This window comes from Janthinobacterium sp. HH106 (assembly GCF_001758725.1).
Taxonomy (GTDB): Bacteria; Pseudomonadota; Gammaproteobacteria; order Burkholderiales; family Burkholderiaceae_D; genus Janthinobacterium.
In genome coordinates this window covers 38,951-55,893 of sequence record NZ_LRIC01000048.1, presented here as the reverse complement: position 1 = coordinate 55,893, position 16,943 = coordinate 38,951, and the positions used below count along the sequence as shown (strand labels likewise).

Annotated in this window: 12 protein-coding genes; 1 reads left to right on the top strand and 11 read right to left on the bottom strand. The window is 64.6% G+C overall.

What is annotated here, in order from left to right; all coding sequences use genetic code 11:
• Window positions 1–53: 53 nt before the first annotated feature.
• Window positions 54–1,166: an NADH:flavin oxidoreductase/NADH oxidase gene (locus JAB8_RS17775; RefSeq protein WP_070290820.1), complete on the bottom strand. Its 1,113-nt coding sequence runs from the start codon at window positions 1,164–1,166 to the stop codon at window positions 54–56.
• A gap of 162 nt (window positions 1,167–1,328) precedes the next feature.
• Here JAB8_RS17775 and JAB8_RS17770 point away from each other — a divergent pair, with 162 nt between their 5' ends.
• Entirely contained in the window at window positions 1,329–1,862 is a 534-nt protein-coding gene (locus JAB8_RS17770; protein WP_070290819.1) for a glycine zipper 2TM domain-containing protein, read from the top strand.
• Between the two features lie 6 nt (window positions 1,863–1,868).
• Here JAB8_RS17770 and JAB8_RS17765 read toward each other — a convergent pair whose 3' ends face one another.
• From JAB8_RS17765 to JAB8_RS17720, 10 genes are all read right to left on the bottom strand, one after another.
• Entirely contained in the window at window positions 1,869–2,378 is a 510-nt protein-coding gene (locus JAB8_RS17765; protein WP_046684523.1) for a DUF1993 domain-containing protein, read from the bottom strand.
• A 99-nt stretch (window positions 2,379–2,477) separates the two neighbouring features.
• Window positions 2,478–3,452, bottom strand: coding sequence for a DUF2167 domain-containing protein (locus JAB8_RS17760; protein WP_070290818.1), 975 nt, complete (start codon window positions 3,450–3,452; stop codon window positions 2,478–2,480).
• A 145-nt stretch (window positions 3,453–3,597) separates the two neighbouring features.
• Window positions 3,598–4,617: a succinylglutamate desuccinylase gene (locus JAB8_RS17755; RefSeq protein WP_083287795.1), complete on the bottom strand. Its 1,020-nt coding sequence runs from the start codon at window positions 4,615–4,617 to the stop codon at window positions 3,598–3,600.
• Window positions 4,617–9,344, bottom strand: a complete 4,728-nt coding sequence (locus JAB8_RS17750) for an NAD-glutamate dehydrogenase domain-containing protein (protein WP_070290817.1) — start codon at window positions 9,342–9,344, stop codon at window positions 4,617–4,619. The genes JAB8_RS17755 and JAB8_RS17750 overlap by 1 nt, the downstream gene beginning before the upstream one ends.
• A gap of 154 nt (window positions 9,345–9,498) precedes the next feature.
• Window positions 9,499–10,839 (bottom strand): N-succinylarginine dihydrolase, encoded by a 1,341-nt coding sequence (gene astB, locus JAB8_RS17745; protein ID WP_070290816.1) that lies wholly within the window; start codon window positions 10,837–10,839, stop codon window positions 9,499–9,501.
• A 9-nt stretch (window positions 10,840–10,848) separates the two neighbouring features.
• Window positions 10,849–12,330 (bottom strand): succinylglutamate-semialdehyde dehydrogenase, encoded by a 1,482-nt coding sequence (gene astD, locus JAB8_RS17740; protein ID WP_070290815.1) that lies wholly within the window; start codon window positions 12,328–12,330, stop codon window positions 10,849–10,851.
• Window positions 12,323–13,375: an arginine N-succinyltransferase gene (astA, locus tag JAB8_RS17735; protein ID WP_070290814.1), complete on the bottom strand. Its 1,053-nt coding sequence runs from the start codon at window positions 13,373–13,375 to the stop codon at window positions 12,323–12,325. The genes astD and astA overlap by 8 nt, the downstream gene beginning before the upstream one ends.
• A gap of 13 nt (window positions 13,376–13,388) precedes the next feature.
• The gene (locus tag JAB8_RS17730; protein WP_070290813.1) at window positions 13,389–14,420 is read right to left on the bottom strand and encodes an arginine N-succinyltransferase; all 1,032 of its coding nucleotides are present in this window, start codon (window positions 14,418–14,420) and stop codon (window positions 13,389–13,391) included.
• A gap of 95 nt (window positions 14,421–14,515) precedes the next feature.
• Window positions 14,516–15,757, bottom strand: coding sequence for an acetylornithine/succinylornithine family transaminase (astC, locus tag JAB8_RS17725; protein ID WP_070220673.1), 1,242 nt, complete (start codon window positions 15,755–15,757; stop codon window positions 14,516–14,518).
• A gap of 140 nt (window positions 15,758–15,897) precedes the next feature.
• Complete coding sequence (locus tag JAB8_RS17720) at window positions 15,898–16,842, bottom strand: helix-turn-helix domain-containing protein (RefSeq protein WP_070290812.1); 945 nt, start codon at window positions 16,840–16,842, stop codon at window positions 15,898–15,900.
• Window positions 16,843–16,943 lie beyond the last annotated feature (101 nt).

Genomic DNA, 16,943 nt, shown 5'->3' with positions numbered 1-16,943 from the left:
CGAAGCGTCCTGGAGAAATGGGAAAGAAGCGTCAGTGTAGCAGACGAGACACGTTAGCGCTGGCCCAGAGTCGTGTCGCCGAACAGGTTCTTGAACTCACGCGGCTGCGAACGCCAGTACTGCGGCGGCGCCGACACTTGCGCGCCCAGCTGGGCCGCAGCGTGCCACGGCCAGCGGGGGTCGAACAGGATGGCGCGCGCCAGCGCCACCATATCGGACTGGCCATTGGCGATGATGTCTTCGGCCTGCTGCGCTTCCGTAATCAAACCCACGCTGATTGTCGGCAAGCCGCTGTCGCGCTTGATGCGTTCGGCAAACGCCACCTGGTAGCCGGGTCCCACGGGAATCTGCTGCTGCGGCGAAATGCCGCCGCTGGAGACATGGATGAAATCGGCGCCCAACTGCTTGAGTTCCTGCGCGAAACGCACGCTTTGTTCGATTTCCCATCCGCCCTCGACCCAGTCGGTGGCGGAAAGGCGCACGCCCACGGCCATGCTGGCCGGCACGGCGGCGCGCACGGCTTCATAGACTTCCAGCGGAAAGCGCATGCGATTGTCCAGGCTGCCGCCATACGCATCGCTGCGCTGGTTGGACAGGGGCGACAGGAATTGGTGCAGCAAATAGCCGTGCGCCGCATGCAATTCGATGCCCTCGATGCCGAGCGCATGCACGCGCTGGGCCGCGGCGACAAACGCTCCCTTAATTTGCAGCAAGCCCATCTCGTCTAGGGCGAGCGGCACCGTTTCACCCGGCGCGTGGGCGATGGCCGACGGCGCCACCGTTTGCCAGCCGCCGTCGGCCAGATGCACGCAGGTGCCGCCCTGCCACGGCGCACGGCTCGATGCCTTGCGTCCCGCATGGCCCAGCTGCACCACCAGCGGGATTGGGGAGTGGCGGCGGATCGCTTGCACCACCTTGGCCAGCGCGGCTTGATTCGCGTCCGACCACAGGCCCAGGTCGTCGGCCGAGATGCGTCCCTCGGGCGAGACAGCCGTCGCTTCCGTCATCAGCAGCCCCGCGCCGGACAGGGCCAAATGGCCCAGGTGGATCATGTGCCAGTCGGTGGCGTTGCCGTTGTCGGCCGAGTACTGGCACATGGGCGCAATGGCAATGCGGTTGGCCACGTGCAGCGGCCCCAATGCAAACGGCGTGAATAGCTGGCTCATGGCGGACTTTCGGAAAAGGGGAAGCACCGATTCTACTGTGCTTTGGAAAGTGCGGCTTACACCTGCTTACGTTTGATACAGCGCAAGGGCTAGCCTTGGGCAGGCGGGGCCGCTAATCTGGACACATCAACAACACCCGCAATACCACACCCAGGAGAACACATGAACACGACGACCACCGCCAGCCGCATCCACCCCTTGATGGCCGGCGCCGCCATTTCCGTGACGGTCCTGTGCCTGGTGGGCGCGGCGTCCATCGCCGGCATCCTGCCCAATTCGCGGGCGAACGTGCCAGCCGTGCCTGCCGACGTGGCAGCCATGACGCCGGCCAACGCCGCTGCGCTGGCAGCGCCCGTGGCCGCTCCCGTGGTGGCGCAAGCTGCTCCGGCACCCGTCGTGCACAAGCGCGTCGTGCACCATACGCAAGTGGCCCAGGCCCGTCCTGCCTACCGTGACAACAATGACGGCTACCGCGAGACGGCCTACCGCGAACCGGTCCGCCAGCAGCAGCCTGCGCCGGCGCCGGCACAACCGAACTACGTGGGCATCGGCACGGGCGCCGTCATCGGCGGCTTGATCGGCAATCAGGTCGGTGGCGGCCGCGGCAAGGCGCTGGCGACGGTGGCCGGCGTGATCGGCGGCGGCATGCTGGGCAATGCGGTGCAAAACCAGGTTCAGCAGCAACCACAGCAATAATCAGTCTCAGTCGTACGGGCCAAGATAATCGAGCTTGCCCACGGCCACGCCATTGTTGCGCAGGATGGCGTGGACCATGGAGACGTGGAAATAGAAATTCGGCAAGGCAAAGCTGAGCAGGTAATCGTCGCCCGAGAATTTTGTCCCCTCGTCTGTCCAGTTCAGCACGACTTCCTTCTGCGCGCTGCCCGCCATCTGGCCCGCATTGACGCTGTCGATATAAGCGATGGTGTTGGCGATGCGTTCCTGTAACTGCTCGAACGACGCTTCATTATCCTCGAACTTCGGCGCCGGCACGCCGCTCAGGCGCTCGACCGACATCTTCGACGTATCGCTGGCGCGCTGCACCTGCGCCGTCAAGTCCAGCATGTCGGGCGCCAGCTGCGCACCCAGCAAAATCTCGGGCACGATGCCGTCTTCCTCGACATGGGCTTGCGCTTTTTCCAGCAGGGCCGAGACGACCCGCAAGCCGCGGATGAAGACGGGGATGGTTGCCTGATACATGGACACGGACATGGGGAACTCCTGATAGTGAACGATGAGCCAGTGTAACCGAGGCGCTGTTTTCGGGCAGGGCGCGCATGTGCGCCGGCGCACCAAGCGGCTCAGTTCATCCTACTTTTCCAGATTCACCTTGCCGTCCGGCGCATGAGCGGGCTGTTCCGCAGGTTCCGGCTGCGGTGCTGGCTGCGGCTGCGGCGTGTCCTTGCGCTTGCCGCCGAAGAACTTGACGATGGCCGCCCCGGCGCCGACCACAGCCAGGATCAGCACTTTCTTGAAGGCCAGCAGCAGCGCCAGCAGTTTGCCGAACAGGCCCAGCTTGCTGGCCACGCCACCGGCCACCAGCGCCGCCAGGCCGTATTCCGCCACCTTGTCCGTTTTGCTGTCGAAATCCGTGTAGCGGTTACCGTCGGTAAATTCCGTGAACGCCGTCACTTGCTGCATCTCTTTCTTGATCGCTTCGATCTGCTGCATGCTGGCGATCGCGTTCAGGTTCAGTACGCCTTCGCGCCCCAGCACGCGCACGTTGTAGTTCAGCGAGTGCTCGCCGCCATCGACCATCAAATCCTTGGCCCAGTACAGCTTGTGCGTATCCTTGGCATAGCTGGGTTTTTCCGCCCAACCCATCAAATGGATGCCGGGATAGCCCTGCTTCTTGCGCTCCGCATTGTTTTCCAGCACGGACGCCTGCATATCCTTGAGCAATTCGTCGTATTTGATGCTGTCCGCATCGTCATCCTTGATGTGCCCTTCCTTTTCATACGTGACGATGACGCCCCAGCTATCGCGCTCGAGCACGCTGGTCTTGGCAGGCACGATCATGCCCAGCGATTCCATGCCCGGCGGATTGCCCCAGGCATCGACCAGCACGCGCTCGGCGTCCGTCGGCGACAAATAACGGAAATTGGCGGGCAAATCCAGGGTGGCGATGCCGCCCGGCAAGGTGATCTTGCCGCGCTGCAGGTGCAGCTGGGCGAGGAATTGCTCGGCCGTCATTTCCGGTGCGGCCGCCTTCTCATCGGCAGGGGCGGCAGCCGTGAGGCCGGAGAGGGTCAGGCACAGCAAGGCTGTCAGCAGGCGTTTCAACATGATTGGTCCAAAAAATTGCAAAGGGTAAATATTTTAAACCAATCAATTGCTTAATGGATAATTATTTCTGTGCGGCATTTTTTATGAAAAAAGCGCCAGGCGGGTTTCCCCGGCTGGCGCCAAATGCTGTGTGAGGACTGGACGATCAAGCCACGCGCACCACCATCAAACCGGCGCGCAAGCCCACCCGCACATCGGGGTTCGGGAACACCACCAGCTCTTCCGCGTGCCGCACCGTGTAGACGTGGTCGCCATCGCTGGCGATCACGGCGTGCTGCGGCAGGGAGGTGAAATTCTGTGTGCCGCGATCGAAGGCCATGCGGAACTCCTCGCTGTGCTTGATGATTTCCTGCGCCACCTTGAACACGTGCGGTTGCGCCTTGACGGGCTGCGCAGGCAGGCCGCGCAACAGGCCGTCCAGCGCCCGCGACACGTCGTCGAACAGCGATAAATCGTTCTGCCCCAGGGTGCCCACGCGGCCCAGCTCCACCGTGCTGGCGGCCGCGCCGCAATACTCGGCCGAATAATAACTGTAGGTGCCGGCAGACTGCGGGTTCATGATGATGGCGCCGATGGCCGCCTGGCCCAGCCAATCGATCAGCTGCGCCTTGGCGTCTTCGGCCACCAGGTCCGGCACGATGGCAAACGTGGGGTACACGGAAGGCCGGATGGCCGTGTGCAAATCCAGGTGCCAGCGCGCGGGACCGGCCGCGTCAAAGAACGCTTTGGTCGCGGCGATCATTTCATCGGCGCGCGCGCTTTCCGCCGCTTGCGCCAGGCTGCCCCGCACGGGGCGAAACATGCGATTGAGGTCGGCGTCGATGAAACGCTTGCCGACCCGGATCGCGTCGACATTGCCCACGCAGACGAGCAAATCGACGGCCAGCTGCGACGCATCGCGCGACAGGGCGTCGAGCAGATGCGCGAGCACTTCGATCGGTCCCGTCTCGTCGCCATGCACGCCGACAGAAACGGCCACGCTGGCGCGGCCCTTATCGGCTTGCGGCTTGACCACTTGCAGCATGCCGGGCGCCGGCAAGGCCACCGTGAAACCGGCGTTGGCGAACAGCTGCGCCACACCGCTGAAATCGGCCTGCGCCAGCGCCTGCACGGCTGGCGGCAAGCCGCCAGCGCCCTCTACTAGCTGTGTTGCATCTTGCGTCATTACACCGCCGCTTCCGCTGGGGTTTTCGCCGTGATTTTATTCACGGCTTCCGACAAGGTCCACACGTCCAGCATGGCTTGCTCCAGTTCCGTCGCCGCCACATAGGCCGACAGGCCCAGCGCGCCCGTCACCGCATCGACGGCCTGGCCCGCATTGCCTTGCTCGGCGCGCGCCAGCACCTGCGTCAGCAGACGCTGTTGCGTGCGGCGCAGGGCTTGCTGCGCATAGTTGCGCAACTGTTCCTGCGACTTGCCTTGCGCGGCCAGCTTCAGGCCACGCTCCAAGGTGTCGATGCCCGCCTGGCTGCGCAGGGCAAGGCCCACTTGCAGGAACGCGGCCAGGTCCATCGAGGCAGGACGCGGCACGGACAGGGCCGGGAACAGGAAGCCGGCAACGACGTCCAGCGCATCGACCGCATCCCACGCCTGCACGAAGGCCGGCGTCAAGCCCGGCACCAGCGCCGCTTCCGACTTGATGCCGACGGCTTTGAGCAGCTCGCGCTTCGATTCCGCGCCGAATAAACGCGTCAGTTCGGCCAGTCCCGCGCCGCGCAACTGCTCGGCCGGCACGGACAGCACGCCGGCGATCATCGTTTGCTGCAGCACGCGCGTTTGCGCATCGACCTTGATCGACACGTCGCGCGGCACCGTCAGGGCATCCGCATCGAGCGCGTCGAACACGGGCGCCAGGTTCAGCGCCACCCATGCCTGACCCCAGGCCAGGATCACGGCCGACTCGTCCACGCCGTGTTCCGCCGCCAGGTTGCGGATCATCAGCGGGCCGCAGCGGTTGATCACTTCATTGGCCAGCACGGTCGCCAGGATGGCGTTGGCCAGCGGGTGGTCGAGCGCCGAACGGGTTGCCACCAGCAAGGATGGGAAGTACGGTTTGAGCACCGGCTCGGCCCACGTTTCGTCCGTCAGCGGCAGGGCGGACAGGATGCGCTTGAAACGGTTCTTCACGTTGGCGATCACCACCGCCAGTTCCGGCGTGGTCAAGCCCCGGCCATCTGCCTTGCGACGCGCCAGTTCGGCCACCGACGGCAGTTGCTCCAGTTCGCGCGACAGGGCGCCTTCTTCTTCCAGGCTGGCGATCAGGGCGGCATAGCCATCCTGCACGGCGCTTTCGCCTTGCGCCTGCAATTCGCGCACCAGCAAATGCGTCTGCTGCGTGTTGTCGCGCAAGACCAGGCGCTCGACGTCGTCCGTCATCGCATACAGCTCGCGGTTGCGTTCTGCTTCCGTCAGCTTGCCCGCATTGACTTCCACGTCCAGCCAGATTTTCACGTTCACTTCATGGTCCGAGCAATCGACGCCGGCCGAATTGTCGATCGCATCGGTGAAGATGCGTCCGCCCGCCAGCGCGAACTCGATGCGGCCCGCTTGCGTCGCGCCCAAATTCCCCCCTTCGGCCACGACTTTGACGCGCAGCTCATTGCCATTGACGCGGATATGGTCATTCGCGCGGTCCTTCACCTGTGCGTGCGTCTCGGTCGATGCCTTGATGTAGGTACCGATGCCGCCGTTGTAGAACAGGTCCACCGGGGATTTCAGGATGCGGTGCATCAGTTCTTCCGGCGCCAGCGAGGTCTCCGTGATATCGAGCGCGGCGCGGATCTGCGGCGACAGCTCGATCGTGCGGGCGGAACGCGGATACACGCCGCCGCCATTTGATATCAAGTCCTTGTTGTAGTCGTCCCACGACGAGCGCGGCAAGGCGAACAGGCGCGCGCGTTCCTCGAACGAGACGGCGACGTCCGGTGTCGGGTCGAGGAAGATATGACGGTGGTCGAATGCGGCCACCAGTTTCAGCTGGCGCGACAACAATACGCCGTTGCCGAACACGTCGCCCGACATGTCGCCCACGCCGACCATGGTGATCGGGGTGGTGTTCAGGTCGTGGTCCATTTCATAGAAGTGGCGCTTCACGGCTTCGAATGCGCCCTTGGCCGTGATGCCCAGTTTCTTGTGGTCGTAGCCGTTCGAGCCGCCCGAGGCGAACGCGTCGCCGAGCCAGAAACCGCGCTGCACGGCGATGCCGTTGGCAATGTCCGAGAACGTGGCCGTGCCCTTGTCGGCAGCGACCACCAGGTACGGGTCGGCATCGTCGAAGCAGACGGTATCGACCGGCGGGACGATATTGCCCAGCGAACGGTTGTCCGTCACTTCCAGCAGGCTGGAAATGAACAGGCGGTAGACGGCTTCGCCTTCGGCCGCGATGGTTTCCCGCACGGCGTCCTTCGGCATCATCTTGCAGACAAAACCGCCCTTCGCGCCGGCCGGCACGATGACGGCGTTCTTGACCATCTGGGCCTTGACGAGGCCCAAGACTTCGGTGCGGTAGTCTTCCATGCGGTCGGACCAGCGCAAGCCGCCGCGGGCGACAGGGCCGCCGCGCAGGTGCACGCCTTCGAAGCGGCGCGAGAACACAAAGATCTCGCGGTAAGGACGCGGTTCCGGCACCAGCGCCAGGCTGCTGGTGTCGAACTTGAAGATGATCTTGTCGCCTTGTTGGTTGTTCTGGAAGTAGCTGCTGCGCAGGGTGGCTGCCATCAGGTCGGCCAGCGCGCCGAGGATTTCCTCGGTATCGGCATGGTTCACGGATGGCAGGCCCGCCTTGATGGCGGCGATTGCCTCCAGGGCGGCCGCGTGCTGCGCATCGGACAGCGCTGGGTCGAAGCGCTGCAGGAAGGCTTCGACCAGGGCTTTGACCTGGGCCGGCTGTTTGCGCAGGCTCTCGGCGATGTAGCGCACCGAGAAGCGGCTGCCCGTCTGGCGCCAGTAGCTGGTGTAGGCGCGCACCAGCTGCACTTCGCGCGTCGACAAGCCGCCTTCGATGACGAGGCCATTCAGGCGGCCATCTTCGGCCGTGTCGTTGAACAGGGCGGCAAACAGTTCCTGCGCCACGGCGACGACGGATGGCTGCGCCAGTTTCGCCGCGCTGGCGGCATCGACCGTCAGGCTGGTGACGAAATAGCGCGTGCCGTCGGACAGCGAAACCGAATACGCCTGTTCGCGGTCGATGGCCACGCCCGCATTGTGCAGTGCCGGCAGGATGGTCGACAGCGGCGGCACCTTGTTGGCCGAGTACAGGCGAATCGTGGTCACAAAGCCCGTCTCGATGCGCACCGCCACGTGCGCCGGATCGGTATTGCGCAGGATGGTGTCGAGGTCGCGGAAGGCGACGGCCGGCGCGGTGGCGGCCACGTAATCGAGCGGTAACGTGGCGCAGAGTTTGCGCAGGCTGGTGCGCAGGGCCACGTCGGGCACGGCGTCGGCCACGGCGGCAAAGCCGTTATGCCAGCCATCGAGCACGCCCAGCAGCGGCTGTTCGATATCCGTTTCCAGGTCCAGCGGGTAGCGCGCGGCGTGGGCGATCAGGTAGACGCGCGCCAGCGGGCCGTCGGCCACCAGGGTCTGCGTGCTCACGTGCGTGGCGCCGGAACTGGCTTGCAGGGCTTTTGCCAGGCTCGATGCGACGCTGGCGCTGTAGCGCTCGCGCGGCAGGTAGACCAGCACGTTCAGGTGGCGCGCGTACACGTCGCGGCGCGCGAAGACCTTGGTGCGCGGCTGCTTGTACAGCGAAACGACGGAACCGCACACTTGCGCCAGCCAGTCGAGGTCCGCTTCCAGCGCTTCCGTGCGCGGCAGGGATTCGAGGATTTCGCGGAATTTCTCGGCACGGAAGCCTTGCTGGCGCACGCCGGCCAGGCTCAGTACCTTGGCCACGCGGCCGCGCGCAAATGGCAGCGCCGCCAGCGGGGTGGAATTGCCGGCGCGGGTGAACAGGCCGACGAAGCAATGCTCGCCCAGGATCGCGCCTTGCGCATCCATGTCGCGCACGCCGATGAAGTCGAGCTGCTGGTCGCGGTGCAAAGTGCCCGCCACGTCGGCCTTGACGATGGACAGCGCCGAGTCGCGCTTGGCCAGGGTGTCGAAGTCGCCGGGGATATTCGCCAGGCAGGTGCCGTAGACCGGGTGCGCCGTATCCTGCAGCACGCCGACACGGCTCGGGATGTCGCGTTCCAGTTCGCGCACGCCCGGCTTGACGCGGTAATAGGCGTAGCCGAACACTTCAAAGCCGCCGCTGCGCGCCCATTCCAGGAAGGCGGCCACTTCCGCGCCCTCTTCGCCATGCTGCGCTGCGGCCGTGGCGACGGCGGCCAGGCGCTCGCTCATGGCGGCGGCATCGCGGCGCACGACGGCAGCGTCACGCGCGACCGTCTCCAGGGCGGCGACCAGCGCGGCCAGGGCTTGCGGCGCCAGCTCTTCGTCGAGCAGCACCAGCACATACGATTCGAGCGGATCGCCCGGCTGGCGCACCGCTTCGACGCTGCCATCAAGAGCGCGGCGCACGGGCAGAACGGTGTTCATCACGCCGCGCACGGCCAGGTGCTGGCGGCGCATGGCCATGACGATGGAGTCGACCAGGTAAGGCATGTCTTCGTTCAGGATCAGCAAGGCGCTCGCCATGCCGCCACGGCCATCCGCGTAACGCAGGGTGGCGATTTGACAGCCGCTGCCGGTGCGCTTGGCCGCTTGCGTGAAGCCGTCGACCAGCACGGGCGCCAGGCTGCCGGGCGCGATGTCGGCCAGGTCTTCGGCGTCGAGCGAGTCGAGCCATGCCTGCACCAGCTGCACGACAGGCGCTGCCGCCTTGCCCGCATTGCCAGCCGCGTTAATCAGCTCCAGCGTTTGTGTACGCAAATCTTGTGGCGTGTGATTCATCTTGCATCTCCATTACGGTAATGTGAATGTCCAACGCTGTCGTTCGGGCTTGTGGCTGGGCGGCAGCGGTGTCAAGAGACGGGGGTCGCCCGTCCAATTCTGTCTGTGCTACGGATAGTCTGTCTCGGATTTTTTCTGTGTGTTTTTCTATCGCCTACAAGTCGTACAATCCAGGTAAGTTGAGGATGATCGTCAATTCTTCAAGCGCCGCGTGCACTTCCAGCGCCAGCTGCGGGTCGGCCAGGTCGCCCGGCTCCAGATGGTCGCGGTAGTGCTTTTCCACCCACTGCACCAGCCGATGGTACAGCGTTTCCGTCATGATCACGCCCTGGTGCATGGCGCGCGCCTCGGTTTGCGTCAGGGCCACGCGCAAACGCAGGCAGGCGGGCCCGCCGCCGTTGCGCATGCTCTGGCGCAGGTCGAAATGGATCAGTTCATCGATCGGTCCACCGCTGGCCACCAGGCCTTCCAGGTAGCGCGACACGGCGCGGTTTTCCTGGCATTCCTGCGGGATCACCAGCGCCATCTTGCCGCCCTCTTTCGTCAGCAGCTGGCTGTTGAACAGATAGCTGCTGACGGCGTCCGCGATCGGCACCTGGCCCGTGTCCACGCGCAGCGCGTCCAGTTGCGCGCCCGTGGCGGCAACGGCGCGGCGCAGCTGCGACAGGCTTTCCTCTTCATCGGCAAACGCCTGTTCGTGATAGAACAGCACATTGCCATTGCCGACGGCGATGACATCGTTATGGAACACGCCCTGGTCGATCACTTCCGGATTCTGCTGCACGTACACGGTGCGCTTCGCGTCGAGGCCGTGCAATCGCGCCACGGCTTGCGACGCTTCCAGGGTCTGGCGTGCCGGATAGCGCTTCGGCGACGGCGCGGAAGGATCGAACTCCACGCGACCATACACGAACAATTCAACGGACGGCGCGCCGTGGCTGGCGCCCAAACGCGTGTGGTTGGCCGCGCCCTCGTCGCCGAAGGCGGGCGTCGACGGCAGCGCGTCGTGCACGGCGAAGTGCTGCTCGTCGCTGAAAATGGCGCGCAGGCTGCGCGCCGACTGCGCGTGCTCGAAGGCGCGGTGCAGCTTGTTATTCAGATTGGCGGCCGTAAAATGCACGCGGCCATCGTGCGTATCGGCCGACGGGCTGACCGTGGCGGCGTTCGCCGTCCACATGGGCGAGGCGGAGTACGCGCAGGCCAGGATGACGGGCGACTCCTGGTAGGCGCGCGCCAGCACCTCGGCATCGCTGCCAGTGAAACCGATGGAACGCAGCAGGCGGAAATTCGGCCGGTCCTGCGGCGGCAGCAAGGCTTGCGCAAAGCCGCGCGCGGCCAGCGCGCGCATCTTGGCCAGGCCCTGCAAGGCGGCCTGCTTCGGATTCGAAGCGCTTTTCACATTGCTGAACGAGGCCACGTTGCCGAACGAGAGTCCGGCATAGTTATGCGATGGCCCGACCAGGCCGTCAAAATTGTATTCGCGCGTGCTGTGCATGGGGTTTCCTTAAAAATTCAGGCCGGGTGACAGCTTGGCCGGCAATTCCAATACGCCGTTCTCGATCGAAGCGACCGGGTAGGCGCAGTAATCGGCCGCGTAATAGGCGCTCGGACGGTGGTTACCCGACTTGCCGATGCCGCCGAACGGCGCCGTGCTGGCCGCGCCCGTGGTGGGACGGTTCCAGTTGATGATGCCGGCGCGCGCGCGCACCTGGAAGGTTTGCCACAGGGCCGCATCGTCGGACAAGAGCGCCGCGGCCAGGCCGAATTCGGTGGCGTTGGCAACCTTCAGGGCAGCATCGAAATCGGCCACGCGGATCACCTGCAGCAGCGGGCCGAACCATTCCTCGTCGGGGATGCCGACAGCGTTGGTAACGTCGACGATGCCGGCCGTGACAAAACCCGCCTCGGGATTCAACTGGCGCATCTGCAGCAGGGCCGTGCCGCCCTTGGCCACCATGTCCGCCTGCGCCTGCACCAGGCGCGCGGCCACGGCACTCGAGACAACGGGTCCCATGAATGGCTGCGGCTGCGCATCGGACGCGCCGATGCCCAGTTTCGCCGCCACTTCCACCAGGCGCGCGACGAAGGCGGCGCCGGCGGCGTTATCTTGTACCACCAGGCGGCGCGCGCAGGTGCAGCGCTGGCCGGCGGAGACAAAGGCGGAGAAGATCGCGTGGTGCACGGCGGCGTCCACGTCCTTCACGTCCCATACGACGAGGGCGTTGTTGCCGCCCATTTCCAGCGCCAGCATCTTGCCCGGCTGGCCGCCGAACTGGCGGTGCAGGCTGATGCCCGTCTGGCAAGAACCCGTAAACAGCACGCCGTCGAGGTGGGCATTCGCGCCCAGCGCCACGCCTGTGTCGCGTCCGCCATTGACGAGGTTGACGACGCCGTCCGGCAAGCCTGCCTGCTGCCATAGCTGCACGGTTTTGATGGCCGTGCGCGGCGCATATTCGCTGGGCTTGAAGACGATGGTGTTCCCGGCGATCAGGGCCGGCACGATGTGGCCGTTCGGCAGGTGGCCGGGGAAATTGTATGGGCCGAAGACGCCGAACACGCCATGCGGGCGGTGGCGCAGCACGGCGTCGCCGTCGGCGATCCTGCTTTGCGTGATGCCCGTGCGCGCGTGGTACGACTGCACCGAGATATCGATCTTGTTGGCCATGGTGGCCACTTCCGTGCGCGACTCCCACAACGGTTTGCCCACTTCTTCCGAAATCAAGAGCGCCAGCGCTTCCGCATGTTCCTTGAGCAGCTCGCGGAAGCGTACGCAGATGGCGATGCGCTCTTCGACGGGCGTATCGGCCCATGCTTCGAAGGCGGCGCGGGCGGCCTGGCAAGCCTCTTCGACCTGTGTTGGCGTCGTTTCCAGGCTGGCCCAGGTCTGCTTGCCGTTCGACGGATCGATGGTAACGAGTTCGCGGCCCGTGCCCGGCAGCCAGGCGCCGTTGATGAAGTTCGATTGCGTGGTATTCACATTAGACATGGGGATGCTTCCTCGGGTTGAGTGACAAGGTGCGCACGGTGTCGCCGTTGCGGCAGCGCAGCAGATGCAGTTCATCGTCGTCCAGCGCGATCTTGCCGCTGTGCGGGTTGGCGCTGGTGACGATCATGCGGAAATCTTTCAGGTCGGTGTTCGACACCAGGTAAGGCTCGGCCTGGGCGACGTCGCCGCACGCTTCAGGCGCAGCTTCGGCGTCGAGCACGGCCGGCATGCTGTCGCGCATGGCGCGCAGTTCGGACACGCGCGCCTGCAGCACGGGACCGGCGTCGAAGATGTCGACATAGCCCTCGAAGTGCAAGCCTTCCTGTTCCAGCAGGCGGCGCGCGGGCGCCGTGCTCAGATGCACCTTGCCGATGACTTCCTGCGCCTCGTCGGGCAGGTAGGCCACGTACATGGGCTGGCGCGGCATCAGTTCGGCGATGAAGGATTTTTTACCGAGGCTCGTCAGATCGTCGACGTGGTGGAAATCCATCTTGAAGAAGTGGCGGCCCAGGCCCTCATAAAACGGCGAGCTGCCGTCCGGCGCCTGGTAGCCGCGCATTTCGGCGATCAGCTTTTCCGTAAACAGGTGCGGGAACTGGGCGATGAACAGAAACCGGCTTTTCGACAGCAGCTTGCCGTTGTTGCCGCTGCGGTAATCGGGGTGCAGGAACAGCGAGCACAGTTCCGTGCTGCCCGTCAGGTCGTTCGACAGGTACAAGGTTTCCATGCGCGTAAACACATCGAGTTCGCGGCTGGAATGGACCAGGGTGCCGATGCGGTAGTTATAGAACGGTTCGTCCAGGCCCACGGCGCCCTTGATGGCGCATACGCCGGCCAGGCGGCCCGTGTCCGTATCCTCCATGACAAACATGTAGTCGCGCTTTTCGGGCGCGATGGTTTCGGCGAACGAGGCGCAGGCAATCGCCAGACGGTCGCCCAGCATTTTCATGTCCGGCTTGAGGGTGGTCATGCCCGTGCCGACCTGGCTGGCCAGGCCATACAGGGCATCGAGGTCATTGGCGTTGATGGCGCGTACTACTAGCATAAAATTAACTCCCTTAGATACGCACGCAAATGACGCTGTCGCCTTCGGCCACGGCCAGCGCCTCGAGCAGCTCGGCCGGCAAGCCAATGCTGTCCTGCGCTTCGAGCGCATCGCAGGCAAAGGTCACGGCGCGGAAATTGCGCTCGGCGCCGGAAGCGACCGCATAATTGACTTTCAGGCCCGTGCGGCTGGGCGTGACGCCTGCGACGACGCGGCGCGTGAGCGAGCCCGTAAACGAGCGCAGCGCATGCTTGTGCGCCTGCAGGATGGGGCCGCCATCGAAGATGTCGATGTAATCGTCCGCTTCAAAGCCTTCTTCCGTCAACAGATTGAACGCCAGTTCGCCGCTCGGGTGGATCTGGCCCATGGCCGCCTGCGCGTCGCCGGGCAGCAGCGGCACGTACACGGGGTAGTGCGGCATCAGTTCGACGATCAGGGTGCGGTTGCGCGCACCGCCGATGACTTTTTCGGCATCGAGGAAATCCATCTGGAAGAACTTGCGGCCCAGCGCATCCCAGAACGGCGACTGGCCGTTGGCGTCGGTGATGCCGGCCAGCGGCACGAAGAAGCGGTCGCCGAAGCGGTGCGGCGCCAGCACGGCGAACAGCAGCCGCGCGCGCGACAGCAGGGCCGCTTCCAGGCCCGCCTGCTCCATATTGCGCACAAAGAAGCCGGACAGCTGCGAGTACGCCGTCAACTCGGAACACAGGGTCAGCGCATGCACGCTGTGGCTGATGTTCAGGTCGCGCGAGACTTGCTGGATGACGTCGTTGCGAAAGGAAAAATAGGTGCCGTTCGAGCCGGCCGAGGCGAAGATGGCGGCCGTGCCGGCAATGCTCTTGTCGAGCAGGGATTCAAGCACGAAGAGGTACGACTCTTCGCTGGGGATGTCGACATGGGCGGCAAACGAGGCGATGGAGCGCTCGACGGAGGCGGCGATTTTCTCGCGCGTCTTCGGCAGGGTATGGACACCCGGCATGGTTACCGCGGCCAGCGCTTCGAGGGCTGCAATATCCGCAATTTCTACCGGACGGACAACATACATGGGTACTCCTTCAATGCTGACGATGCTGGGGGCAGAACCAAGCCGGCCCGCAGCAAAGCGGCGGGCCGGTGATCAAACAGGGAGCGAGGCTAGCCTCAGGCTTTCAGCATGCCGTCGATGGCGGCGCGCAGCAAGCGGCCCGCTTCGGCGATCTGCTCGTCCGAGACGATCAGGGCCGGTGCCAGGCGCACCACGTCCATGCCGGCGATCAGCACCATCAAGCCTTGCGCTTCGGCCGCTTTCTGGATGTCTTTCGCGCGGCCCTTGAAGGCATCGCTGACGACCAGGCCCAGCAGCAAACCGCTGCCGCGCACGATGGAGAACACTTGCGGGTAATCCGTAATCAAGCCTTGCAGCATGGCGATGGTGTTGACGCTCGCTTCTTTCACGCGCGCCAGGAACGCTGGAGTGTTGATCGTGTCGAGCACGGTCAGGGCCACGGTGGCGGCCAGCGGATTGCCGCCGTAGGTGGTGCCGTGGGTGCCGACGGCCAGCGTTTGCGCCAGTTCATTCGTGGTCAGCATGGCGCCGATCGGGTAGCCGTTGCCCAGCGCCTTGGCGGCAGTCAGGATGTCCGGCGTGACGCCGTAGCCCATGTAGGCGAACAACGCGCCAGTGCGGCCCATGCCGCTCTGGACTTCGTCGAAAATCAAGAGGGCGCCGGTCTTGTCGCACAGGGCGCGCAGCTCCTTGAGGAATTCCGGATTGCCAGGCACCACGCCGCCTTCGCCTTGTACCGGCTCGACGATCACGGCGCACACGTCATCGCCGATGGCGGCGCGCGCCGCTTCGATGTCGTTGTAGGCGATGTGGTCGATCGACGGCGGCAGCGGCTCGAAGCCTTCCGTGTACTTGGCCTGGCCGCCGACGGACACCGTAAACAGGGTGCGGCCGTGGAAGGAGCTGAAGCACGAGATGATGCGCGACTTGTGCGCGCCGAACTTGGTGTGCGCGTACTTGCGCGCCAGCTTCAGGGCCGCTTCGTTGGCTTCCGCGCCCGAGTTGCAGAAGAAGGCGCGGTCGGCGAAGGTCGCTTCCGTCAGGGCCAGCGCCAGGCGCAGCACAGGCTCGTTCGTATAGCCGTTGCCCAAATGCCACAAATTATTGATTTGCTTGGTCAGCACGTCGACCAGGGCCGGATGGCAGTGGCCCAGGCTGTTGACGGCGATGCCGGAGGTGAAATCGAGGTAATGCTTGCCTGACTGGTCCCACAGATCCAGTCCGGAACCGCGCACGGGCACCATGGCTGCAGGAGCGTAGGTAGGAACGAGGACCTGGTCAAAGGTTTCCCGGGTGACTGGACGAGCCGTTACGGTCGAATCAAGCTTGGCATTCATAGCATTTCCCCATCAATATGTTAGGTACTCCGCAGCTACGACAGCTACGTGTGTACTGCATTATAAAAAGTGGGATGCTAAAACTCTTTTGAATCTGCGACAAGGATTTTCACAATTCATCACAGCCGGGCTTGCCTTAATCAAACCGGGGGCATGAGCTTTCTTTGCCGCTCTTCGCGCGGTGTATTGCCAAACAGGGTGCCGAACGCCGTGGAAAAGTGCGAGCCGGAGGAAAAGCCGCACATCAGGCCTACTTGCACGATGGAATAATGTGTATCAAGCAACAGTTGCCGTGAGCGCTGCAGGCGCAGTTCCAGGTAGTAGCGCGACGGCAGGCTGCCCAGGTATTGCTTGAACAGCCGCTCCAGCTGGCGCCGCGACAGGCCCACCAGGCTGGCGATGTCGTCCGTCGACAGCGGCTCCTCGATATTGGCTTCCATCAAGGTCACCGCTTCGGACAGTTTCGGCTGCAACACGCCGAAGCGCGCCTGCAGGGCCACGCGCTGGCGTTCCTCCTTGCCGCGCACCTTGTCCACGCACAAGGCTTCCTTGACGAGCGCCTGCACGTCGGCGCCAAAGATGGTTTCGATCAGGGTCAGCGAAAAGTCGATGCTGGCCGCGCCGCCGCAGCAGGTGAGGTGCGGGCCGTCGATGTCGAACAAATGCGGCGTCAGGATGGCCCGTTCCGCCTTCGCTTCCGCATCGGCATACAAGGCCCACGGCAAGGCGATGCGCACGCCATCCATGACGCCCGCGTCGGCCAGCCACAGCACGGCCGCCCCCACGCCGCCCCAGAACGGCGCCGAGCGGCAGCGCTCGATTACGGCCCGGCACAGCTCGTTGCGCAGCGGCGCCTGCGTTTCATCGGCCACCAGCAGCGCGATATGCCAGTGGCCGCCCTGCGCGGCCACCTGTTCCGGCGTGCGCACGTCCAGCTGGAACGCCTGCGGCCCCAGCGCCCGCGCGCACAGGCGCAGCGGCTGCGCCAGGCCGGCCCACGTGATCGACTCGGCATCGCCGGCATGCACCAGCAGCAAACGCAACGGTTTGTCGAGGCCGATACGGGAAAGATTAGCGAAGGACATCGGCGGGCGGGATCGGGGCAAGGGCTGAGTTGCCCACATGATACCGGACTTCCGCCCCATCGAGCCCCTCATGCAAGGGCGATCCTGACGCGGCGGAAAAA

Bases quoted from the DNA above. Each gene is read 5' to 3' on its own strand.
- JAB8_RS17765 (WP_046684523.1), bottom strand. From the start codon at position 2,378: ATGTCCGTGTCCATGTATCAGGCAACCATCCCCGTCTTCATCCGCGGC.
- astD (WP_070290815.1), bottom strand. From the start codon at position 12,330: ATGTCTAATGTGAATACCACGCAATCGAACTTCATCAACGGCGCCTGG.
- astA (WP_070290814.1), bottom strand. From the start codon at position 13,375: ATGCTAGTAGTACGCGCCATCAACGCCAATGACCTCGATGCCCTGTAT.
- astB (WP_070290816.1), bottom strand. From the start codon at position 10,839: ATGCACAGCACGCGCGAATACAATTTTGACGGCCTGGTCGGGCCATCG.
- JAB8_RS17730 (WP_070290813.1), bottom strand. From the start codon at position 14,420: ATGTATGTTGTCCGTCCGGTAGAAATTGCGGATATTGCAGCCCTCGAA.
- JAB8_RS17770 (WP_070290819.1), top strand. From the start codon at position 1,329: ATGAACACGACGACCACCGCCAGCCGCATCCACCCCTTGATGGCCGGC.
- JAB8_RS17720 (WP_070290812.1), bottom strand. From the start codon at position 16,842: ATGTCCTTCGCTAATCTTTCCCGTATCGGCCTCGACAAACCGTTGCGT.
- JAB8_RS17775 (WP_070290820.1), bottom strand. From the start codon at position 1,166: ATGAGCCAGCTATTCACGCCGTTTGCATTGGGGCCGCTGCACGTGGCC.
- JAB8_RS17760 (WP_070290818.1), bottom strand. From the start codon at position 3,452: ATGTTGAAACGCCTGCTGACAGCCTTGCTGTGCCTGACCCTCTCCGGC.
- astC (WP_070220673.1), bottom strand. From the start codon at position 15,757: ATGAATGCCAAGCTTGATTCGACCGTAACGGCTCGTCCAGTCACCCGG.
- JAB8_RS17750 (WP_070290817.1), bottom strand. From the start codon at position 9,344: ATGAATCACACGCCACAAGATTTGCGTACACAAACGCTGGAGCTGATT.
- JAB8_RS17755 (WP_083287795.1), bottom strand. From the start codon at position 4,617: ATGACGCAAGATGCAACACAGCTAGTAGAGGGCGCTGGCGGCTTGCCG.